Below are 22,275 nucleotides of genomic sequence, written 5' to 3'. Positions count from 1 at the left end.
AGCATAGGGGTTGAGGCAGAAGGGGCAAGGGATCTTGCCCCCTCGAAGTTCAGCCGTCCAGTTTGGTCAGGTCCGCCACGGCGCTACAGATCGTGCGGATGCGGCTCAGCAGATTAAGTCGGTTGCGCCGCACCGTGGGGTTCTCGGCGTTGACCTGCACCGCCTCGAAGAAGGCGTCGATCGGCCCGCGCAATTCCGCCATAGCCGCCATCGCGGTCGAGAAATCCTGCGCCGCCATTGCCGGGGTGATCTTGGCCTCGGCTTTGTCGAGCGCGGCGAAGAGGTCTTTCTCGGCCTCCGTCTCGGCAAACTTCGGATCGGCGCCAAAGGAGTATTCCACGCCGTCGGCCTCTTCGGCTTGGCTGAGGATGTTGTTGGCGCGTTTGAAGCCTTGGATCAGGTTTTCGCCGTCGTCGGTTTTGAGCGTTTCCGACAGGGCACGGGCGCGTTTGACCAGCAGAGTGAGGTCGTCGCTGCCGTCCATGGCGATGCAGGCGTCGATGACGTCATGGCGGATGCCTTGGTCGCGGAGGTAGACTTTCAGGCGGTCGTGGATGAAGGAGAGGAGATCGCTCTGCAATTCGCTGTTAAAGTGCCACTCATGGATCGTTACACGAGTCCGACCCGCTTCAGCGAGTTCTTTGAGATCAAACTCGCCTCGAATATCCTCGGCTCGTCCTGTTCCAATAACACGCCCGTCTTCTTGAACCGTCGCGACGGCATCAGCTTCAATGGTGGCGCGGTGCGTCTGCAAAGTTTCCGACAAGGAAAGATGTAGATCATTCTCAACCAGAATCCGGATCACGCCCAAGGCCGCGCGGCGCAGCGCGAAGGGGTCCTTGCTGCCGGTGGGCTTCTCGTCGATGGCCCAAAAGCCGGTGAGCTTGTCGATCTTCTCGGCCAGTGCCACGGCGATGGAGACAGGCGCCGTCGGCACGTCATCGGACGGCCCGAGCGGCGCGTAGTGATCCTTCGCGGCATCGGCCACGGCATCCGACATCCCCGCCTTGCGCGCGTAGTAGCTGCCCATCAGGCCTTGCAACTCGGGGAATTCGTAGACCATTTCGGAGCTGAGGTCGGCCTTGGCCACCCGCGCGGCCTTTTCGGCCTCCTCGGCCTCGGCACCGACCAGCGGGGCCAACTCGCGCGAGAGGGTCGCCATGCGGTCGATCAACTCGGCCTGGGTGCCGAGCTTGTTGTGGAAGGTCACATTTTCCAGCGCTTTGACCCAAGTCTCCATGCCCGCGCCGGTGGTGACGCTGCGCAGGTCGTTGTCCCAGAAGAATTTCGCATCCGACAGCCGCGCGCCCAGCACCTTTTCGTTCCCGGCGAGGATCGTGGCGCCCTCGTCGGCGGTGGTGCGGTTGGCGACGGTGACGAACCGCTCGATCTGCCCCGACTTCGGATTGCGGACCGAGAAGAACTTCTGATGCTCTTTCATCGAGGTTTGCAGCACCTCTGGCGGCAGGCCGAGAAAATCCTTGCCGATGCGGCCCATCAGCACGACGGGGTATTCCACGAGGCCCGCGACCTCGGCCAGAAGCCCTGCGTCCTCAACCACTTCCAGCCCGGCGGCGAAGGCGAGATTGGTGGCGTCATGCCAGATCGTGTCAGCCCGCGCGGCGGGGTCGAGCACGACAAAGGCGCGGCTGAGCTTGTCCTGATAATCCTCGAAACCCGCGACTTCGATCTCGTCGGGGGCGAGGAAACGGTGCCCGCGCGTGGTGTTCTCGGCGGTGATCCCGTCGATGGTCAGCGGCACCACCTCGGCCCCGGCCTCATCGCTGATGACGCAGAGGATGGAATGCAGCGGGCGGACCCATTTCAGGCTGCCGCTGCCCCACCGCATGGACTTGGGCCAAGGGAAGTTGCGGATGGTCTGTTCCAGCACCTCGGCCACGATCTCAGCCGCCGGACGGCCCGGCTTCTCGATCTTGGCGAAGAGCACCTTGCCCTTGGGGGTCTCGCGTTCCTCAAGCTGGTCGCGCGTCAGACCCGCGCCGCGCAAAAACCCTTCGATGGCTTTCTCGGGCGCGTCGGCCTTGGGGCCCTTGCGCTCTTCCACCTGTCGGGGGCTGGCGGCGAGCATGTCGCCAAGCGCCAGCGTCAGGCGGCGCGGGGTGGTGAAGACGGCAGCGGAGCCATAGGTCAAACCGGCCTCGACCAAACCGTTGGTCACCAGCTTTTGCAGGTCTTCGCCCGCGCGTTTCTGCATCCGCGCGGGAATTTCTTCGGAAAAAAGTTCAATCAGCAGATTTGGCACGGGCGGCCCCCAATTCTTGCCGCGACGGCGGCGTCTCATCGGGGGCTTGGATAACGAGTGCTAGGCGGAGGGTCTAGCCCCCCGTCCCGCGTTTAATCCAACAAGGTGCGGATATCCGGGTCGGAGAATTTCGGCACCACGCGGTAGCCCGCTTCGACGAAGTTATAGACCGCGAAACCGATGAGCCCCAGCCCGGCCCCGCCCAGAAGGAAGCGCCCAAAGGCCATGCCGCGCAGGTCTTGCAGCGCCTCGCCCAGACCGCCCGCCTGTTCGGGATTGGCCGTAAGCGCCGCGTAGCCCAGCGAAAAGGCGACGAGCGCGAGAATGCCGCCATAGATGACAAGGCCAATCTTCACGATGGGGTCGATGCTTTCGGTGAAATGGGTGCGCGCCAAATGGCCCTTATACTTCCCGCTCAGCCCTTTGTAGGCGTAGTAAATCCCCGCGCCCAGCAGGATCAGCGCCCCCGCGGCCACGATATAGCGCCCGGCGGGCATGGCCATCAGCTTTTGCGTCCAGTCCTGCGCGGAACTGCCGCCGGAGTTCTTGCCGCTCAGCGCCAGAGCGAGAACCGAGACGCCGATACCGCCGTGGATCAGCCCGGTCGTGATTTGCCCCAGCCGCGCGACCAGCCCCTTGGCATCGGTCCCGTGGTCTTCGACATCTTTCACACCCGCGGCCACGCGCCAGACCAGATAGGCAAGCAGCCCGATGCCGATGGCAAAGAGCGCGGGGATGCCATAGGGCTCATCCCGCAGCGCCGCGAGGGCGTCTTTCGTACCCGAGGCTTGGGTGCGTTTCAGAGCGGCCAAAAGCGCCAGCCCCCCGATGATCGTATAGATCAGCCCGCGCGCGCCATAGCCCGCGCGCATCACCCATTTCAGCCCCTCATGTGTTTTCTCTGACATTTTCGCCCCCGTTCTATGTGGGGACAAGCGTTCGGCAGCGTCAAAAGGTTCCGCCGAAAGGTTCCGGGCGCGGCGATAAGTTCAGTCGGCGGGGCGTTCCGGGCAGGCCTCGCCCACCACGGTGCCGTCATAGGACTTCTCACCACAGTCGTTCAGCTCATGCCAGATATAGCCGCGCCCATCGTCGGTCAGCGCCACGATCCGGTCGACGCCGTAGTGCACGTTTTTGCTACCGAGGAAGGTCAGCGCGCTGCCCGCCTCGATCTCAGCCGCGATGGCGGGGGCGTCGAAACAATCGAACCAGCCCGGCGCGTTGCGCGGATCGGTATGGTCGGTCATCTCATAGGTCTCGGTCGCCATGGCGAGGCTGATGTCATGCTCGAAACAGGCGCGAAACCGGATCGGGGAACTGTCGGCGTCGATGGCCTGTAGGTTCTCCGCCGCGATCTCCTCCGGCTCCTCCGTCGTCAGAGAGACGAGTTCAACTTTGGCCTCGGGCACATCGTGGTAAAAGCCGTAGATCTGAAGGTAATAGAGCGCCGCACCGGCGATCACTGCGGAGACGAGGATCACGATGCCAACAATCTTGCCGCTCATGCCGCGCTGTCCGCCTCGGGCGTCCAGCCGCCCGCACGGGTCTGCACGAAGGCATCCGCGCATTGCTTGGCCAGCGCCCGCACCCGCCCGATGTAAGCCTGCCGCTCGGTGACCGAGATCACGCCGCGCGCGTCGAGCAGGTTAAAGATATGGCTCGCCTTGATACACTGGTCATAGGCCGGATGGGCCATGACGATGCGCTTGCCGGTCTTGGGATCTTCGGCGGGCTGTTCGAGGATGAATTTGCAATGCGCCTCGGCTTCATTGAACTGATCGAGCAGCACCTCGGTGTTGGCCGTGTCGAAGTTCCAGCGTGCGAACTCCTCTTCGGTCTGTTTGAACACGTCGCCGTAGGTCAGCGGGATCGGCGCGTCGGGGCTGTTGAAGGGCATGTCCATCACATGATCGACACCCAGCACATACATCGCCAGCCGCTCCAGCCCGTAGGTCAGCTCGCCCGAGACGGGGTGGCAGTCATGCCCGCCGACCTGCTGGAAATAGGTGAACTGCGACACTTCCATGCCGTCGCACCAGACTTCCCAACCCAGCCCCCAAGCGCCGAGCGTCGGGCTTTCCCAATCGTCTTCGACAAAGCGGATGTCGTGCAGCGCCATGTCGATGCCGATGGCTTCGAGCGAGCCGAGGTACAGCTCCTGCAGATTGGGGGGGCTGGGTTTGATCAGCACCTGATACTGGTAGTAATGCTGCAAACGGTTCGGGTTCTCACCATAGCGCCCATCCGTGGGGCGGCGCGAGGGCTGAACATAGGCCGCAGCCCAAGGCTGCGTGCCAAGGCTGCGCAGCGTGGTGGCCGGGTGGAAGGTGCCCGCGCCCACTTCCATGTCGTAGGGTTGCAGCACCGCGCAGCCCTGCCGCGCCCAATAGCTCTGCAAAGCAAGGATGATCTCTTGGAAAGAGCGTGGTTTCTGCGCTGCGTCAGACATGGTGATTGCCCCTTAATGATGCGCGCCTTTCCTACGTCTGCAAACCATGGGGGTCAATCACAGCTTTATCAGAATTTCGCCCCCTTTGGCATGGCATTCGCGCCGCTTTCCGGCGTAATCTGGCTCGGATTTGGTTTTGCGAGAGTTGAGTGACGATGAAGCGAATTCTACGTGCCCCCGTGGCGATCTTCTTGGCCCTGAGCCTGACCTGGGCGGGCCTTGCGCGGGCGCAATCGGCAGAGGATGTCGTTTGGGTTCAGATCGAGGCGCAGCCGTCCTTGGCCGAAGCCACGGACCGGGCGCGCGCCTATGAGACCCTGTTGGATGACGTGAATGGCTTTGCCTTGGGCGGCGGTTGGTACGGCATCGCCGTAGGCCCCTACCGGCGCGAGGATGCGGAACTGGTGCTGCGCAGCTATGTGCGCGACGGTCTGGTGCCGCGCGACAGCTTCATCCAGCAATCCAGCCGGTTCCAGCAGCAATTTTGGCCCGTGGGCGACAACGTTCTGGAAACCGGCGTGATCGACGCGCCCGTGGGCGTAGATGGCAATGCGCCAGAGGAAGCCGCCGCAGGCAGCAGCACCCCCGATGTCACGACAACCCCGCTTGATCCCGCAGGGACGGAGGGTGAAACCGAAGCCGCAGAGGCCGAGACCGCCCCGGCCCCCACCCCGCCCGAACCGGAGGAGACCCCCGCAGAGGCGCGCCGCTCGGAACGCGCCCTTTCGGCGCAGGAGCGCAAAGACCTGCAAATCGCCCTGCAATGGGCGGGCTTTTACGACGCCGCGATTGACGGTGCCTTTGGCCGCGGCACCCGTGCCTCCATGCGCGCGTGGCAAGGGGCCAACAGCTATGAGCAGACCGGCGTGCTGACCACCCGCCAGCGCGCCGCGCTGATGGCCCAGTATAACGCCGTGCTCGACGGGCTGGGCCTGCAACTGGTGCGCGACGAGAAGGCCGGGATCGAAATCATGATGCCCACCGCCGAAGTCGACTTCGCCCGCTACGAGCCGCCCTTTGCCCATTACGACAGCAGCGGCAACATCGGCGCGCGGGTCTTGTTGATCAGCCAGCCGGGCAATCAAGATACGCTCTATGGCCTTTATGACATCATGCAAACGCTTGAGATCGTCCCCTTAGATGGCCCGCGCGAGCGCAAGCGCAATTCCTTTGAGTTGATCGGCGAGAACGGCAGCATCATCAGCCAGACGCAGGTCTCGTTGGAGAACGGTCAGATCAAGGGCTTCACCCTGATCTGGCCCGCCGGGGACGAAGACCGCCGCCGCCGCGTGGTGGCCGAGATGTCGAAAAGCCTCACGCGCCTGCCCGGCGTGCTCGACGCCGGCGCAGGCAACAGCGACGCGCAGGCGATCAATCTGGTCGCCGGCCTGCAAATCCGCCAGCCCAAGATCGCCCGCAGCGGCTTTTTCATCGATGGCAATGGCGCGGTCGTCACCACCAGCGAAGTCGTGGCCTCTTGCGGGCGGGTGACGCTGGACGCCGATACCGATGCCACGGTAGTCGCCACCGATGAGGCGCGCGGCCTTGCGCTGCTCAAGCCCGAAAGCCGCCTCGCCCCGCTGGCCGTGGCCGAGTTCAGCAACGCGGCCCCGCGCCTGCAATCGGAAATCTCCGTCGCGGGCTACTCCTACGAAGGCGTGCTGAGCGCCGCGACACTGACCTTTGGCGCGCTGTCGGACCTCAAGGGGCTGAACGGAGATGAGACCCTCAAGCGCCTCTCGGTCAAGGCCCAGCCCGGCGATGCCGGGGGTCCGGTATTCGACGAGAATGGCCATGTCGTGGGCATGTTGCTGCCCCAGACGGAAGCGGACCGCAAACTGCCCGAAGACGTGAGCTTTGCGCTTGATGGTGATGTGATCCTCAAGGCGGCGCAGGAGGCCGGGCTGGGCAGCAAACACGCGCAGGGGGCCACAGGCCCGATCGCGCCCCGCGACCTGACCCTGCGCGCGCAGGGGATGACCGTCTTGGTCAGCTGCTGGGAATAACGTGGGGGGTTCAGCCCCAAGCGACAAAGACAAAGGGCGGTGCCATCGGCGCCGCCCTTTTACGTTTCAAGCGCGCCAGAACTTGGCGGTGAACATGACGTAGACCGCCATCAGCTCCAGCCGTCCGATCCACATGGCGATGATCAATATCCACTTCGCCGTGTCATTAAGGCTGCTGAAATTCCCGGCCGGGCCGATGATCTCTCCCAACCCCGGGCCGATGTTCGCCAGCGCCGCCGCCGCCCCCGATACCGAGGTGACGAAATCCAACCCCGTCAGGCTCAGCGCGACCGAGATCAGGCCGAGCGATACGACGAAGAACATGAAGAAGGACATCACCGAGCTTAGCACGTCCGCCCCCACCGGGCGGCCATCGTAGCGCGGGGTAAAGACACCGTGGGGCGAACGGATCCGCCGCAGCTGCGCGCGGATCGACGCAAAGAGCAGTTGATAGCGGAAGACCTTGATCGAACAGGTGGTCGAGCCCGCGCAGCCGCCGATCAGGCCGATGAAAAAGAACAGCGCCACGGCAAAGCTGCCCCATTGCATATAGTCCGCCGAGGCATAGCCGGTGCCAGAGATGATTGAGGTGATGTTGAACAGCGCTTCGCGCAAGACCCGCTCGGATTCGTAGGTCGTGCCGCTGCGCAGAACGAAAAAGACGATCACCACCAGAAAGGTCATCGTCATGAAAAAGCCGCGCACCTGCGGGTCGCGGTGCAGGGCCACGGGGTTGCCGTTGATCAGCTGCACATAGCGTACGAAGGGCAGCGCGGCGAGGATCATGAAAATCACGGCGACATATTCGGCGGGGCCGGAAAAGGTGCTGAAGGAGGCGTCGTAGTTAGAAAAACCACCCGTCGAGACCGTGGTCAGCGCATGCACGGTCGCGTCAAAGGTAGACATCCCAAGGGCCAGATAGCTCAGCATGCAGGCCAGCGTGAGCCAGAGGTAGATCACCGAGATCTGCGTTGCGATCTGCCCTGCGCGGGGCAGGATTTTCCCGAAAGTGTCAAAGGATTCGGATTTGAAGATCTGCATACCACCGACCCGCAACTCAGGCAGGAAGACCATGGCGACAACGACGATACCGATGCCGCCCAGCCATTGCAGAATACCGCGCCAGATCAGCAGACCTTTGGGCAGGTCTTCCAACCCGGTCAGCACCGTGGCCCCGGTGGTCGTCAGCCCCGACATCGCCTCGAACATCGCGTCGGTGACGCTGGCCTCGGTCGCGCCCAGCACGAAGGGCAGGGCCCCGAAGAGCGGCAGCATCAGCCAGACGCCGGTGGTCAGCATGAATGTCTGTTGAATGGTGAGCCCTTCGCGGACTCCATTGGCGCTGGCGAGGGCGATCATACCGCCACCCAGCGTCGTGATCAGCGCACTTTCGACGAAGACCCACCACTGGCCCCGGCCTTCGGCCAGATCGACCAAGATCGGGATGATCATGGCAAGGCCGAGCACGGCCACCAAAAGGCCCACGACATATCCGACAGGTCGTATATCCAACATGCGCGCAGCGTTGGCTTGGCCGCTCGTCGCTGTCAAGCCGAGACGGGACCGGGGCGCGATTTGGCCCCGGTCCGTGTCGTCTTAGATGTAGTAGAGGTCTTTGAAAACGTGGTGAACGATGTCGTCACGCTTGATGCCCATGGCGGCCAGTTCTTCGTCGCTTTTCGCTTGCAGGCCTTGGACCTGCTCAAAACGGCGTTGGGCGGTGGAGCCCATCATGATGCCATGGCCGATCCCCGCGAAAAAGCGGCGCAGACCGGCGCCGGCGCGCCGCAGCCCTTCGAGGGGAGAGACGGAGTGGGCGGGGTGAGCAGTGCTCTGGTAGGTCATCTGATTGCCTTTGCAATTTCCAGTATTTCGATGACCGTTAGATAGGCAATGCTGCGCCGCAGCAGAACCGACGTTTTCGCATAGCCGCTGGTCGGGACTTGCAGGGCTGACAGGGCGACATTCGTAAATTGTGCGCTAAGACAGGCGGAATGCGCCGCAAAGGGGCGCGGCGCGGGCTGCGAACAACCCTCGGGCGATTGTCGGGCCGTGCCGGATCAGCCGACGTGAAAGAGCGTGTTGAAAAGCTTGGGGTCAATGCTCTGCGCTGCAAAGGTCTCACCTTGGGTCAGCACGCTGATCGCATCGTGGCTGTGCAGGCTTTCTTGATGGCTGGCGACGATGCGGAAATCGCCCACCCGGCCATCGGCCAAAAGCTGTTCGCAAAACAGCCGCGCGGCATCCTCGACAAAGATCGGATTGGCGGCATTGAGTTCTGCGAAAGCCTGTTCGTCCTCGCGCTTGACCATGACCTGTGTCTCGGTCGGCACGGCGCGGCGGCAAATTTCGATGAGGTCTTCGAACCACAGGCAATCGCCCTCGTCCTGCGTCTCAACCGAAATGCGTGCCACGGAACGCTGCGAATGCGGCGTGGCCAATTGCCCCCGCGTTTCCCGCGCATGTTCGCTGAGTTCCAGCGAACAGGGGCAGGTGCTGGAATAGACGTAATCGAGATGCACGATCTTTTTGCGCTCTCCGTCCTGCTCAACCAGCTCCAGCGCGATGTCATAATACTGATAGCCCGTCAGCCCCGAGCGCAGGCTGGCGATTTTCATCGGGAAAGAGAACCGCATCTGGATCCGCGCGTCCAAGCTCTCAAGGTCGGTCTTATAATCATCCAGCGCCGCTTCGATCACCTCAAAGCTAAAGGTCGCCTCAGCATGGCGGTAAAAGCTGCGCATGATGCGGGACATGTTGATGCCCTTCTTTTCCGCATCAAGCGACACCGAACCGGTCACAGAGGTTTCCAGCCGCATATCCCCGCCCTCGCGGCTGCGATAGCGGATCGGCAGGCGAAAGTTTGAGATGCCGACATGCTGGATCAACTGTTGCGCGCCGCGGATCAGGCTGGAGGGGCCGTTTTGCAGATCAGGCAGGCTGGCGCGGTAGTTGTCGCCCGCGGTGAAATCTTCGGGATAGGCGCGGCTAAGGGCGGGATATTCGGCGGGGGCCAGCATCCGGGCCATGGCCGGGTCCAGCGCCGCAATCTCGGCCGGGGTGGCCGTTTCCGCCCAAGCGCGCAGCGTGGCGAGCGCGGATTGCGCCGCCTCCCGGTCCGGTGTCTCGGACATCTCAGTCACGATGTTCATTGCGCGGCCCTCCGGTCTGTCGCTCTCAATGTATGATGCGCGGGGCCAAAATGCCACCGCGCCCGCGACACATCAGGTCAGTCTTGCGCCGCCGCATCCAAGGCTTGCAGCAGATCCGCCTTGAGATCACCGCTATATTCCAGCCCCACGCTGATCCGCACCAGCCCCGGCGTGATGCCCAAAAGGTCTTTGGTGTCCTGCGGCAGACGCTGGTGGGTGGTGGTGGCCGGGTGGGTGACGATGGTCTTGGCATCGCCAAGGTTGTTTGAGATCACGCCCACCTGCAACGCATTCAGGAAAGCGAAAGCCGCCGCCTTGCCACCCTTGAGGTCGATGGACAGCACCGTGCCCCCTGCCCCCATCTGGCGCATCGCCAGTGCGTTCTGCGCATGGCCCGCAAGGCCCGGGTAAAGCACCCGCGCCAATGCCGCGTGACCGTCCAGTGCCTCGGCCAGTTCCTGTGCGCTGGCCGCCTGCGCCCGCACCCGCAGGTCGATGGTCTCCAACCCCTTAAGCATGATCCAAGCCGTGAAGGGGCTCATCGAGCCGCCGGTGTGTTTCATGTAAGGCTCAAGCGTGCCACGGATGAAATCGCGGCTGCCCAGCACCACACCGCCAAGCGCACGACCCTGCCCGTCGATATGTTTGGTCGCGGAATAGACCACCACATCCGCCCCTTGCGAGATCGCGCGCGAAAAGACCGGCGTGGCAAAGACATTGTCGACCACCACCAGCGCGCCGTTGGCATGGGCAAGCTTGGACACGGCTTCGATGTCGATCACTTCAAGCGTGGGGTTGGCCACGGATTCAAAGAAAACCGCGCGGGTGTCCTCGCGGATCGCGGCCTCCCAAGCAGAGAGATCGCTGCCGTCGACGAAAGTGACCTCTACCCCGTAGCGGCCAAGGATTTCTTCCAGCACATAGATACAAGACCCGAATAGCGCCCGGGCCGAGACGACATGATCGCCCGCCTTCAGCATCGAGATCAGCGCGCCCGAGACCGCCGCCATGCCGCTGGCAGTGGCAAAGGCATCCTCGGCCCCTTCCAAAGTGGCGATACGGTCTTCGAACATGGCGACCGTGGGGTTGCCGTAGCGGGCATAGATGAACTCATCCGGGCCGATCTCTTCGAAACGCGCCTCGGCCTGTTCGGCACTGTCATAGACGAACCCTTGGGTCAGATAGATCGCCTCGCTCACCTCGCCATATTGGCTGCGGCGGGTGCCTGCGTGGATCGCTTGGGTGCGCGCGTGACGGTCGTTGCTCATGTATCTCATCCTTCCGGCCCGACCTTGCGGGCATAAAAAAACCCCAGACGCGGCCAAGCGAAAGGGGTCTTTCATCCTGACCTTTTAGCGGCATGTTTAACGTGGCCCACAATCCGGTAACAAATCGCCACGCAGGGTGGATTACGCCGCGCGACGCTACAGGTCAACAGTTTCGCGGGGGGCCTTCGTTAAATTTGAGCGGATCAGCCTTGGTCTTTTTTCTCGCCGTAGGCTTCGAACAGCTTGCCTTGCGCCATGAAGAAAACGAAAATCGCCGCCGTCAGACCGAAAGTTTTGAAGTAGACCCATGTGTCGGTCGAGAAGAACCGCCAAATCACCTCATTCGCCAGCGCCAGACCAAAGAAGAAATACATCAGCCGTTTGGTCAACAGCATCCAGCCCTCATCGCGCAGCGGCATCATCTCTTCCATGACGTATTTCAGATAGGACTGCCCGCGCAGCAGGCCGACCGCCAAAAGGCCGCCGAAGAGCACATAGATCAGCGTCGGCTTCATCTTGAAGAAGCGGTCGTCGTTCAGCCAGACCGATAGCCCGCCAAAGATCACCACCAGCACCACGGTGGCGACCTGCATCCGGCTGAGCTTGCCCGTCAGCGCCCAAAGCGCGCCGGTCGACAGCACCAGCAGCGGCACGAACATCGCGGTGACGACGATAAAGCCGTCATACTCCGTCCCGCCGAAAGTGTAGGTGTTATCCTTGAGCCACAGATAGGCCACGAGGAAGGCCAAGACCGGCCCGTATTCCAAGCCTGCCCGCAGCATTGGGTTGATCTCTCTTGGTTCTGACATGCCTGTTCCTTCAGCCGCCCATTTCAACAATCACCGCCCCGGCTGCGATCAGCGCCATCAGCGCGATGCGGCGCGGGCCGACGGTTTCTTTCAGCATCAGCACCCCGATCAGCGCGGCAAAGACGGTCGAGGTCTCGCGCAGCACCGCCGCCTCGCCCACCTTGTCGAGCCGCGTGGCCAGCATGACCGACCCGAAACTCGCAAAAGCGATGATCCCGCCGATAAAGCCGCGCAGCATCAGCGGCGCCACCTCGGGTGGGTTCTCCATCGCGTGCCAGCGCCGCCATGCGATCACCGGCATCACCAACCCGTCGATCATGAAAAACCATGCGAGGAAGGTGAAAGGATCCGCCGTGGCGCGGATGCCGTATGCGTCATATGTGGTGTAAAGCGCCACGAACAAGCCCGTCAGCACCGCCAGCCCGAGCGCTGCGTGCAGCGTATCGCGCGCGGCGACCAGATTGCGCAGGTTATAAAGAGCAAGGCCGAAGATGCCGCTGAGCAGCACCGCCACGCCAAGCCATTGCACCGCATTGAACCGCTCACCAAAGATCAAATATGCGCCGACCACGGCAAAGAGCGGCCCCGTGCCGCGCACCACCGGGTAGACCACCGTATAGGCGCCCTTGGTATAGGCCCATGCCTGCAACAGCTTGTAGATCACATGGATTACGAAAGCCCCGAGGAAGATCACCCACATATGCGGCTCGGGCCATGGCACGACGAAAAGCGCAAAGGGGGCCGCCATCACGCCATAAGAGACATCGATCGCCCCGCGCGTGAGCCACGGATCATGCCGCCCCTTTTGCAGCGCGCCGAAAACCGCGTGCAAGAATGCTGCGGAAAGCGCCAGCCACAGGGCCGCGGTATGGCCCGCGGGGGTGCCTTCGATCGACAGGATCCAATCGGTCATCCCGGAACCACCACCGCGGCGAGAGGTTTATTCCTCAAAGCCTTTATCACCAACGGAATTTCCATGTTTGAAAGCCTGATCGCCGATCTCACCCACAGTTTTTCCAAAGTGCCGGTTACCGTGGCCGCGGCGCGGCTGCTGATGGCCGCCTTTCTGGCGGGTGTCGTCGGGTATGAGCGCGAACGGCGCGACAAGCCTGCGGGGCTGCGGACCCATATCATGGTGGCCATCGCCGCCTGTCTCTTCATCATCATCGGGCAAGAGCTTGGCAGTCTGGAGTTCGGCGATGGCGACCAGATGCGTTTCGATCCATTGCGCCTCATCGAGGCGGTGACCGCAGGCGTCGCCTTCCTCGCGGCGGGGATCATTTTCACCTCGAACGGCGAGGTGCGCAACATCACCACCGGCGCGTCGATGTGGCTGGCCGGGGCCATCGGCCTGTCCTGCGGCGCGGGGCAAATCCTGCTGGCCTGTCTGACCGCAGGGGTCGTGGTGCTGGTTCTGACCGTTCTGCGCTGGATCGAACGAAAGCTTGGCACCCATGACTGAACAGGGCGGCTAGGTTCGGCGGCCAGTGTACTCCTAGCCATCCGTGCCCACCAAGGCGGCGGCGAATTCATCCGGGTCAAAGGGCGACAGATCGTCAATCTGCTCGCCCACGCCTACGGCATGAATGGGCAGGCCAAAGCGATCCGCCAGCGCCACCAGCACGCCACCCTTGGCGGTGCCGTCAAGCTTGGTCATCACCAGACCGCTGACATCGGAGATCTCTTGAAAGACCTTCACCTGATTGACTGCGTTCTGCCCCGTCGTCGCATCCAGCACCAATAGGGTGTTATGCGGCGCGGTCTCATCCTTCTTGCGGATGACGCGGACGATCTTGGCCAATTCCTCCATCAGGTCGCCCCGGTTTTGCAAACGGCCCGCCGTGTCGATCAGCAGCAGGTCCGCCCCCTCTTCCTGCGCGCGGCCCATGGCGTCAAAGGCAAGGCTCGCCGGGTCGCTGCCCTCGGGCGCGGTCAGCACGGGCACGTTTGCGCGTTCGCCCCAGACCTGCAACTGCTCGACCGCCGCGGCGCGGAAGGTATCCCCCGCGGCGATCACGACCTTCTTGCCCGCCGCACGGAATTGCGAGGCCAATTTGCCGATAGTGGTGGTCTTGCCCGAGCCGTTCACACCGACCACCAGCACCACTTGCGGGGTCTTGGAATAGATCGGCAGGGGCCGCGCCACAGGCTCCATGATGCGGCTAACTTCGCTGGCGAGCAGTTGTTTGATCTCTGCCACCGACAGTTTCTTGCCAAAGCGCCCTTCGGCCATATTCGCGGTGACCCGCAGCGCCGTATCGACGCCCATATCGGCACTGATCAGCAGCTCTTCGAGCTGTTCGAGCATCTCGTCATCCAGCGTCCGACGCACCACCGGCTGCGCGGCACCGCGCCCCATGAGACGGCCCAAAAGGCCCGGTTTGGCGGCGGCGGCCTCGGCTGGGGTTTCGTCCAGCGCCGGGGCGACGGGGGTCATCGCTTGGCGCAGGTCGGTCGCCGCGGGAACTTCCTCCGGGGTCGGGGCGGGCTCAGGATCAGCGGCGGGGGGTTCCTGCGCGGGCCTGGGGTCCGGCTGGGGCTCAGACGGTTCGGGCTGCGGTTCAGGCGCGGGCTTCGGCTCGGGTTCTGGGAGCGTCTCAGGCTCGGGTTCCGGGGCGGGTTCAGGCGCGGGGGTCGGCTCTTCCGCCTCCCGCTCTGCCGCCAACATCGGGCCGCTGTCCTCCTGCCTATCGGGCATCACATCAGAGGCCGCGCCGGGCTGGTCCATCACCGCATCCACGGGGGCCGCTTCAGCCTCCGCCTCTCCGCCATCGCTGACGATTGCCTCCAACCCCTCGTCGAGTTTGGACGAGGATTTGAACAAGCGGTCCTTGAGCTTCGTGAAGAAGGCCATCGGCGTCTCCCATGCAGTTTGGTCTTGATCTATAGGCTTGCCCGCGCAGATGGAAGGGCGCCCGGGCAGATCAAGCCCGCCGGGAGGGGGCGGGGTCAGATTTCATCGGGGAAATGCTGCATCACCAGCCGGATCGGGTTCGGCGCCGCCTGCCCCAGCCCGCAGATCGAGGCATCGACCATGGCGGTCGACAACTCTTCCAGCAGAGATTGGTCCCAGCGGTCCTCCTGCATCAGCTTCACCGCCTTTTCACAGCCGACCCGGCAGGGCGTGCATTGGCCACAGCTTTCATCCTCGAAAAACCGCAGCATGTTGAGGGCGGCGGCCCGTGCGCTGTCGTGTTCCGACAGGACAACCACCGCCGCCGAGCCGATGAAAGACCCATGCGGCTGCAACGTGTCAAAGTCCAACGGCAGATCCGCCATCGACGCGGGCAAAAGCCCCGAGGACGGCCCACCCGGTTGATAGGCTTTGAACATATGGCCCTCTGCCATGCCCCCCGCCGCTGCGATGATATCGGTGATGGTCGAGCCTGCGGGCAGCAGATACATCCCCGGGCGCGCCACACGGCCCGAAACAGAATAGCTCCGCAGCCCCTTTCGGCCATTCTTTTCGACCCCATTCAACACCTGCGGCCCCTCGCGGCAAATGCGGGCGATCCAATGCAGGGTCTCGACATTATGCACCAAGGTCGGGCGGCCAAAGACACCGACCTGCGCCACATAGGGCGGGCGGTGGCGCGGCAAGCCGCGCTTGCCTTCGATGCTTTCGATCATGGCGCTTTCCTCGCCGCAGATATAGGCGCCCGCCCCGCGGCGCAGATCCACATAGCCGGGCGCGATGAGGCCCGCACCTTCCAGAGCGGCGATCTCACGGCGCAGGATCTCCAGCACCGCCTGGTATTCGTCGCGCATGTAGAGAAAGACCTTCTCCGCCTCCACCGCCCAAGCGGCGATCAACATCCCTTCGAGGAAGAGATGCGGCCTGCGTTCGAGATACCAGCGGTCCTTGAAGGTGCCCGGCTCGCCCTCATCGCCATTTACCGCCAGATAGCGCGGGCCGGGGTTGCCGCGCACGAAGCCCCATTTCTTGCCCGAGGGGAAACCCGCTCCACCAAGACCGCGCAGCCCGGCATCTAACAATTGCTCCTGCACCGCTTCCCAATCGCCCCCCTGACGCAGGTTCAACAGCGCGTCGTAACCCCCTGATGCCGTGTAGGTTTCGTAAGCCTCATAGTCGGGCAGCTGGGCATGGGTATCTCCGGCGCCAATGGCCGCCAGCACTTTCTCGGGCGTCGCGTGGTCGATATGGTTATGCCCCAGTTCCAGCACCGGCGCCGTGTCGCAGCGCCCCATGCAGGGCGCACGCAGGACGCGCACTTCGGTCGGGTCCAGCCCCTCTTCCAACGCGGTTTTCAGGGCCTGCGCCCCGGCCAACTCGCAAGACAGCGAATCGCAGACGCGGATGGTCAGGGCGGGCGGCGGGGTCTCGCCCTCTTTCACCACGTCGAAATGGGCGTAGAAACTGGCGACCTCATAGACCTCGGCCATCGACAGACGCATCTCTTCGGCCAGGGCGCGCAGATGCGCGGCCGAGAGGTGGCCAAAGCGGTCTTGGATCAGATGCAGAAACTCGATCAACAGATCGCGGGCGCGCGGGCGGTCGCCCAACAGCGCGCGGACCTCCTCCCACGCCGTATCCTGCAACTGCCGCCCCTTGGGGTGATGCCGCCCCTTGCCCTTGCCGGATTTCCAAACGCCCTTTCGCGGCTCCCCCGCCGCAGCCTTGCCGTGATCGTCCAGCGCCATGTCTCTCCCCCCCTTGCTTTCCGCCTTGGTAACAAATCCAAAGCCCTAGGCGCGATCAAAAAGCGACAATCGCGCGGGTGTTTGCGTTGTGCACGGCCCCTGCGGCGGGCAGAATGCGGGGGCCGAGCCGATTGGCGCGGGGTCGCAGGGGAAAACGCATGCTGTGGTATGTGATCGCAAGTCTGACACCGGCGGTGCTGATCGCCGCCGCCGCCCTCTGGGGCGGGGTCTGGCCCGTGCTGGCGCTTTTGTCGATCACGGTGCATGTCGCCTTTATGGACCGGTTGGGCCGCGCGCTGCACCTTTCCGACAGTTCAGGCCGCGCCCTGACGCTGACCTTGGCCGCCGCGCATTTCCTGCTGATGCCGCTCGGGGTCTGGGCGATTGGCGCAGCCCCGCATCTTGAGGGGTTGGACCGCGCCCTGATCTTTGCCGCCCTTGGCCTGTTTCTGGGCCAGATCAGCAATTCCAACGCCCATGAGTTGATCCACGCCAGCCGCCGCCTGCCCCGGCGGATCGGCACGGCGATCTATATCTCGCTGCTGCACGGGCATCACGTCTCGGCCCATCTGCGGGTGCATCATCCCGCCGCCGCCACCCCGGCTGATCCCAACTCCGCCCCCAAGGGCATGGGGTTCTGGCGGTTTCTGCTGAGCGCAAGCTGGGGGGAGTTTCGCGCCGGGTGGCAGGCCGACAGCGCGCAGCGCGCGCGCAAGAGGGGGCCGCAGGAGCTGCACCCTTACGCACTCTACCTCATTGGCGCGGCGCTGGCGCTGCTCACGGCGCTGCTGCTGGGCGGGGTCGCCGGGCTGCTCGCCTATATCGGGCTGGCGGCCTATGCGCAGATGCAACTGCTGCTGTCGGACTATGTGCAGCACTATGGGCTACGGCGAGAGCAGCGCCCCGATGGCCGGTTCGAGCCGATGGGCCCGCAGCACAGTTGGAACGCGCCGAAATGGTACTCTGCCGCGATGATGCTGAACGCCCCGCGCCATTCGGACCACCACATGCGCCCCGCCCGCGCCTTCCCGGCGCTGGATGTGACGCCAGAGATGCCGAAACTGCCCTATTCCCTGCCCGTGATGGCGGTGATTGCCCTCGTTCCCCCGCTGTGGCGGCGGATGATGGACCGGCGCGTGGCACGGTGGCATCGGCGCTGACCCCACTGGCGCGGGGCGCGGGCTTCTGGCAGGCTGGTGGCATGAGACATGCCTTCGCCCTGATCTGCGCCTTCCTTCCGCTGCCTGCCTTGGCCGAGATGTCGGCGGCGGAGTTCGAAGCCTATACGGAAGGCAAAACGCTCTACTTCGGCCAGTCCGGCGCGCCCTATGGGGCGGAAATCTATCACGAGAACCGGCGCGTGCAGTGGTCCTTTCTGGATGGCCATTGCAAAGAGGGGCGCTGGTATGAGGCCGAGGGGCTGATCTGCTTTGTCTACGAAGACGACCCCGCCCCGCAATGCTGGAGCTTTAGCGAAAGCCCGACCGGGCTGGTCGCGCGGTTCGAGAATGACCCGACCGAAACCGCGCTTTATGAGGCGCGGGAAATGACCGAGCCGCTGCTGTGCCTTGGGCCGGAGGTCGGGGTCTAGGCCAGTTCAGCCCTCGCCTTCGACCGGCAGCCGACCGTCGGCGAATTCGATCTCCAGATGCGCCGCCTTCTTGGCGGCCTCCGCACTGGTCACCACGTCACCGTCGCCCCGCACCACGGCGAAACCACGGGCCAGCGTTTCGCGATAGCCGAGCGTGCCGAGCGTGCGGCCCATCGCGTCGATCTGGCGGCGGCGGCGGTCCTGATCGGCACGGCCTGCGCGCGCCAGCCGGGCCAGCACCTCTTTCAACCGTTGGTCTTGGCGTGACAGGTCGCGGCGCAGAACCTCGGGGCGGAAGGTTTGTGTGCGGTCCAAAAGCCGCTCCCGGCGACGGAGGATCTGACGGTGCAGCACCTCGGGGTGGAACCGGTCAATCCGCGCGGCCAGCCGGTCGCGCTGCCCGGCCAAATTGCGTTGCCACGCAGGGTCGAGCCGTGCCGAGAGCTGCGCCAGACGTTGGCGATCCGCCTCCAACTGGCGGCGCAGGGTGCCGGGGCGCAGAGCGCCGGACATATCGGCCAGCTTGACGCGGCGACCTTGGACGCCTGCGATCAGCGCGGGGGCCAGTTTCTCCCCCCCGCGATCAAGGCGCTGGCGCGGCCCCTCCAGCAGCGTGTCGGCCCGCGGCAAAGCCCGCGCCAGATCCCGCATCCGCTGGCTGCGACGGGTTAGCCCTTGGCTCAGCGCCTGCCGCATCCTCGCGCCCTGCCCCTCCAGCCATGCCGCCAGCTCATGCCGCACGGGCACCGCCAATTCCGCCGCCGCCGTGGGCGTAGGCGCGCGTTTGTCCGAGACGAAATCGATCAGCGTCGTGTCGGTCTCATGCCCCACGGCGGAGATCAGCGGAATGTCCGAGGCTGCCGCCGCGCGCGCGACGCTTTCCTCGTTAAAGCCCCAGAGGTCTTCGACCGAGCCACCGCCGCGGGCCACGATGATCAACTCGGGCCGGGGCAACGCGCCACCGGGGGTGAGCCGGTTGAACCCTTGGATGGCGCGCACCACCTCTGGCGCGCATTTCGCGCCCTGAACAGCGACCGGCCAGACCAGCACCTTGCGCGGGAAACGATCCCGCAGCCGGTGCAGAATGTCACGGATCACGGCCCCCGAGGGCGAGGTCACAACGCCGATAATCTCGGGCAGATAGGGCAGCGGGCGTTTGCGTTCGGGGGCGAAAAGCCCCTCCGCCGCCAGCGCTGCCTTGCGTTTCTCCAACAGCGCCATCAGCGCGCCCATGCCTGCTGGTTTGATATCCTCGATGACGATTTGGTATTTCGACTGCCCGCCAAAGGTGGTGATGCGCCCGGTGGCGATGACTTCCATCCCCTCTTCGGGCTGGGTCTCAAGCCGCGCGGTCACGCCTTTCCAGATCACGCCCGAGATGACCGAGCGGTCATCCTTGAGGTCGAGATAGACATGCCCCGAGCGCGGGCGGCTGACACGGCCCACTTCACCGCGAATCCGCACATGGCCGAACTCCCCCTCGATCACCCGTTTAATCGCGCCCGAAAGCTCGGTCACCGTGAATTCGGGGCTGTTGCCACCGGGGGCGGGGTCGTCGAACAGATCCATCTGGGCACCTTGTGTCTGTGGGCTCCCCAGCTTAGAACGCGGAGCAACGAAGTCCAAGGGAGTGCGCGGCATGAATATCCTGATCCTCGGCAGCGGTGGCCGCGAACATTCACTTGCTTGGGCGGTTATGCAGAACCCCAAATGCGACAAGCTGATCGTGGCACCGGGCAATGCGGGCATCGCCGCCATCGCGCAATGCGCCAAGCTCGACATCATGGATGGCGCGGCGGTTGTGGCCTTCTGCGAGGGCAATAACATCGATTTCGTCATCATCGGCCCCGAAGCGCCCCTCGCCGCGGGCGTGGGCGACGATCTGCGCGCGGCGGGTTTCGATGTCTTTGGCCCCTCCAAAGCAGCGGCGGCTTTGGAAGCTTCCAAAGCCTTCACCAAGGAAATCTGTGACGCCTGCGATGCACCCACGGCGGGCTATGGCCATTTCACCGATGCCGCCAGCGCCCGCGCCTATGTCGAAAAGCAAGGCGCGCCGATTGTGATCAAGGCCGACGGTCTGGCGGCGGGCAAGGGTGTCATCATCGCCATGACCGATGCCGAAGCGCTGGCCGCCGTGGATGAGATGTTTGACGGCGCCTTTGGCGAGGCGGGTGCCGAAGTGGTGATCGAAGAGTTCATGGAAGGCGAAGAGGCATCCTTCTTCCTGCTTTGCGACGGGGAGACGGTGCTGCCCATCGGCACGGCCCAAGACCACAAGCGGGTCGGCGAAGGCGACAGCGGCCCCAACACCGGCGGCATGGGCGCCTATTCCCCTGCCCCGGTGCTGAGCGACGAGATCGCCGAACGCGCGCTGAATGAGATCATCCGCCCCTGTATGGCGGAGATGGCCAAGCGCGGAATGCCCTATCAGGGCGTGCTCTACGCCGGTTTGATGATCAAGGACGGCCAGCCGCGGCTGGTAGAATACAACGTCCGTTTCGGCGACCCGGAGTGCCAAGTCCTGATGATGCGCCTCGGCGCGCAGGCTTTCGACCTGATGCAGGCCTGCGCCAAGGGCACGCTGGCCGATATGCAGGTGACCTGGGCCGAAGATCACGCGCTAACCGTTGTGATGGCCGCCAAAGGCTACCCCGGTGACTATGAAAAGGGCAGTGAGATCAAGGGCCTCTCCGCCCTGCCAGAGGACAGCGCGAATATGGTGTTCCACGCAGGCACCAAGGCGCAGGACGGGGCGATCTTGGCCAATGGCGGGCGGGTGCTGAATGTCACCGCACGCGGAGCCACGCTGGCCGAGGCGCAAGAACGTGCCTATGCGATGGTCGATGGAATCGATTGGCCCGAAGGGTTCTGCCGCCGCGACATCGGCTGGCGCGCGCTGAACTGACGGGTGGCGGCTCTACCAGAGCCGCAGCCGCCCCTCATTCACAGGCCAGCGCCTTGGCAAAGCTCTCGCCCCCCGCGAAGGGGCCGATATCGCGCCGCGCAAGCTGTCCGCCTGTCAGGCGCACCCCCACCACACGTTCCCAATTGGCAGCCGCCAGCACCATCTCCGGCCCTGCCCCACAATCGCGCAGACCGCCTGAGATATGCCGCTCTCCGATGCGGTGATTGGTCAGCCCCGTCATTTGCGCGACTTCGCTGAGATGCCCATCGGCAAAGCGCCAGACCCGCAGCACCCGCGCCAGATGGGGCCGGTCGACATAGGCGATCTCGACCGCGCCATCGCCATCCAGATCGGCGGCACCTATGGGGGCGAGCCATCGGTTGCTTTGGCCGATATGCGGGGTCTCGGTGATCTTGCCTTCGGGGCCGTAGATCGCCAGCGCCGCGCCACGATTCACGTCGGTCTCGATCACCAGAACCTCGGGCGCGCCATCGCCGGTCACATCCACGAGCCGGGGGGCGATATCTTCGAAAACATGGTCACGCGGCAGATGGAAGCGCCGCGCACCGCCGTCTGTCAGAGAGACCTGCAAGCCGCCCCATTCCAGCGCGTCGCCAAGAATGCCATGGGCGTAGCGCCCCGTAGGCGCGATGTAATGCGCGGCGGTAATCGTCTCCGCCGCCGCACCCGTTGCGATCAGCGCCAGCAATGCCGCGCCGATCGCCCGCATCAGATTTGCTTTTCCGGCATCTGCACGCGCAGACCGTCCAGCGCATCGGTGACCTTGATCTGGCAGGTCAGACGCGAGCGCGCGGGATCGGGCTCGAAGGCGAAGTCGAGCATGTCTTCTTCCATGTCGTCCATCGGCGGCAGTTTTTCGGCCCAAGCCGGATCGACATAGACATGGCAGGTGGAGCAGGCGCAGGCCCCGCCACAGTCGGCTTCGATGCCGGGAATGTTATTGTCCCGCGCGCCTTCCATGACGGTGAGACCATTGGCCACCTCGACCACATGTTCGGTGCCGGAGTGTTCGACATAGGTGATTTTGGCCATGATGATGCCCTTTCGTCCTAAAAGTTCGGCCTTGTTTAACGGGCTATGGCAGCCGGTTCCAGCCCCCTTTTCGCAAGGTCACGGCGCGCCCGACATTGCGGTGGGCAAGGCCCACGC

At 64.1% G+C, this 22,275-nt stretch carries 20 protein-coding genes and 1 riboswitch; of the genes, 5 read left to right on the top strand and 15 right to left on the bottom strand.

Annotation, left to right across the window (positions count from 1 at the left end):
* Positions 1-49: 49 nt before the first annotated feature.
* From glyS to J7392_RS12775, 4 genes are all read right to left on the bottom strand, one after another.
* A complete protein-coding gene (gene glyS / locus J7392_RS12790) occupies positions 50-2,263 on the bottom strand; it encodes a glycine--tRNA ligase subunit beta (protein WP_209217888.1) in 2,214 nt (737 codons plus the stop codon).
* Positions 2,264-2,355: 92 nt separating this feature from the next.
* Positions 2,356-3,171, bottom strand: a complete 816-nt coding sequence (locus tag J7392_RS12785; protein WP_247744573.1) for a DUF1206 domain-containing protein — start codon at positions 3,169-3,171, stop codon at positions 2,356-2,358.
* Positions 3,172-3,252: 81 nt separating this feature from the next.
* Positions 3,253-3,768 carry a DUF6446 family protein gene (locus J7392_RS12780; RefSeq protein WP_209217887.1) on the bottom strand — a complete coding sequence of 172 codons (516 nt, stop codon included), beginning with the start codon at positions 3,766-3,768 and terminating at the stop codon, positions 3,253-3,255.
* Positions 3,765-4,712, bottom strand: a complete 948-nt coding sequence (locus J7392_RS12775) for a glycine--tRNA ligase subunit alpha (RefSeq protein WP_209217886.1) — start codon at positions 4,710-4,712, stop codon at positions 3,765-3,767. The genes J7392_RS12780 and J7392_RS12775 overlap by 4 nt, the downstream gene beginning before the upstream one ends.
* 155 nt (positions 4,713-4,867) lie before the next feature.
* Between J7392_RS12775 and J7392_RS12770 the strand changes: the two genes are divergently transcribed.
* Positions 4,868-6,718, top strand: a complete 1,851-nt coding sequence (locus tag J7392_RS12770) for a serine protease (protein WP_209217885.1) — start codon at positions 4,868-4,870, stop codon at positions 6,716-6,718.
* Positions 6,719-6,784: 66 nt separating this feature from the next.
* Here J7392_RS12770 and J7392_RS12765 read toward each other — a convergent pair whose 3' ends face one another.
* The 6 genes from J7392_RS12765 to J7392_RS12740 all read right to left on the bottom strand — a co-directional run bounded on the left by J7392_RS12765 (position 6,785) and on the right by J7392_RS12740 (position 12,860).
* Positions 6,785-8,233 (bottom strand): TrkH family potassium uptake protein, encoded by a 1,449-nt coding sequence (locus J7392_RS12765; RefSeq protein WP_209217884.1) that lies wholly within the window; start codon positions 8,231-8,233, stop codon positions 6,785-6,787.
* An 81-nt stretch (positions 8,234-8,314) separates the two neighbouring features.
* Positions 8,315-8,563 (bottom strand): hypothetical protein, encoded by a 249-nt coding sequence (locus J7392_RS12760; RefSeq protein WP_067262845.1) that lies wholly within the window; start codon positions 8,561-8,563, stop codon positions 8,315-8,317.
* Positions 8,564-8,778: 215 nt separating this feature from the next.
* Positions 8,779-9,870, bottom strand: a complete 1,092-nt coding sequence (gene folE2, locus J7392_RS12755) for a GTP cyclohydrolase FolE2 (protein ID WP_209217883.1) — start codon at positions 9,868-9,870, stop codon at positions 8,779-8,781.
* A 77-nt stretch (positions 9,871-9,947) separates the two neighbouring features.
* Complete coding sequence (gene metZ, locus J7392_RS12750; RefSeq protein WP_209217882.1) at positions 9,948-11,138, bottom strand: O-succinylhomoserine sulfhydrylase; 1,191 nt, start codon at positions 11,136-11,138, stop codon at positions 9,948-9,950.
* A gap of 64 nt (positions 11,139-11,202) precedes the next feature.
* A riboswitch (SAM riboswitch) is annotated at positions 11,203-11,279 on the bottom strand.
* Positions 11,280-11,341: 62 nt separating this feature from the next.
* A complete protein-coding gene (locus tag J7392_RS12745; RefSeq protein ID WP_209217881.1) occupies positions 11,342-11,947 on the bottom strand; it encodes an inner membrane-spanning protein YciB in 606 nt (201 codons plus the stop codon).
* A gap of 10 nt (positions 11,948-11,957) precedes the next feature.
* Entirely contained in the window at positions 11,958-12,860 is a 903-nt protein-coding gene (locus J7392_RS12740; RefSeq protein WP_209217880.1) for a DMT family transporter, read from the bottom strand.
* 63 nt (positions 12,861-12,923) lie between these two features.
* On the opposite strand from J7392_RS12740, the gene J7392_RS12735 reads away from it, so the two are divergent.
* The gene (locus tag J7392_RS12735) at positions 12,924-13,409 is read left to right on the top strand and encodes an MgtC/SapB family protein (protein WP_067266169.1); all 486 of its coding nucleotides are present in this window, start codon (positions 12,924-12,926) and stop codon (positions 13,407-13,409) included.
* Positions 13,410-13,442: 33 nt separating this feature from the next.
* Here the strand turns inward: J7392_RS12735 and ftsY are convergent, their stop codons facing one another.
* Together ftsY and J7392_RS12725 are read right to left on the bottom strand one after the other, a co-directional pair.
* A complete protein-coding gene (ftsY, locus tag J7392_RS12730; protein ID WP_209217879.1) occupies positions 13,443-14,801 on the bottom strand; it encodes a signal recognition particle-docking protein FtsY in 1,359 nt (452 codons plus the stop codon).
* Positions 14,802-14,896: 95 nt separating this feature from the next.
* Complete coding sequence (locus J7392_RS12725) at positions 14,897-16,609, bottom strand: NAD(P)H-dependent oxidoreductase subunit E (protein ID WP_209217878.1); 1,713 nt, start codon at positions 16,607-16,609, stop codon at positions 14,897-14,899.
* A gap of 158 nt (positions 16,610-16,767) precedes the next feature.
* On the opposite strand from J7392_RS12725, the gene J7392_RS12720 reads away from it, so the two are divergent.
* Both J7392_RS12720 and J7392_RS12715 read left to right on the top strand, forming a co-directional pair.
* Positions 16,768-17,769 (top strand): alkane 1-monooxygenase, encoded by a 1,002-nt coding sequence (locus tag J7392_RS12720; protein ID WP_209217877.1) that lies wholly within the window; start codon positions 16,768-16,770, stop codon positions 17,767-17,769.
* A gap of 41 nt (positions 17,770-17,810) precedes the next feature.
* Positions 17,811-18,200 carry a hypothetical protein gene (locus tag J7392_RS12715; RefSeq protein ID WP_209217876.1) on the top strand — a complete coding sequence of 130 codons (390 nt, stop codon included), beginning with the start codon at positions 17,811-17,813 and terminating at the stop codon, positions 18,198-18,200.
* A 6-nt stretch (positions 18,201-18,206) separates the two neighbouring features.
* On the opposite strand, the gene xseA is transcribed toward J7392_RS12715, so the two are convergent.
* On the bottom strand, positions 18,207-19,769 hold the full coding sequence (gene xseA, locus J7392_RS12710) for an exodeoxyribonuclease VII large subunit (RefSeq protein WP_209217875.1): 1,563 nt from the start codon (positions 19,767-19,769) through the stop codon (positions 18,207-18,209).
* A gap of 70 nt (positions 19,770-19,839) precedes the next feature.
* Here xseA and purD point away from each other — a divergent pair, with 70 nt between their 5' ends.
* On the top strand, positions 19,840-21,105 hold the full coding sequence (gene purD / locus J7392_RS12705) for a phosphoribosylamine--glycine ligase (RefSeq protein WP_209217874.1): 1,266 nt from the start codon (positions 19,840-19,842) through the stop codon (positions 21,103-21,105).
* Positions 21,106-21,139: 34 nt separating this feature from the next.
* On the opposite strand, the gene J7392_RS12700 is transcribed toward purD, so the two are convergent.
* Positions 21,140-21,835 (bottom strand): VCBS repeat-containing protein, encoded by a 696-nt coding sequence (locus J7392_RS12700; protein ID WP_209217873.1) that lies wholly within the window; start codon positions 21,833-21,835, stop codon positions 21,140-21,142.
* Complete coding sequence (locus J7392_RS12695) at positions 21,835-22,158, bottom strand: 2Fe-2S iron-sulfur cluster-binding protein (RefSeq protein WP_067266186.1); 324 nt, start codon at positions 22,156-22,158, stop codon at positions 21,835-21,837. Before J7392_RS12695 ends, J7392_RS12700 begins: the two co-directional genes overlap by 1 nt.
* Positions 22,159-22,275 lie beyond the last annotated feature (117 nt).

Source organism: Sulfitobacter sp. R18_1 (assembly GCF_017743915.1).
Lineage (GTDB): Bacteria > Pseudomonadota > Alphaproteobacteria > Rhodobacterales > Rhodobacteraceae > Sulfitobacter > Sulfitobacter faviae.
This window is presented reverse-complemented; position numbering and strand designations above follow the sequence as displayed.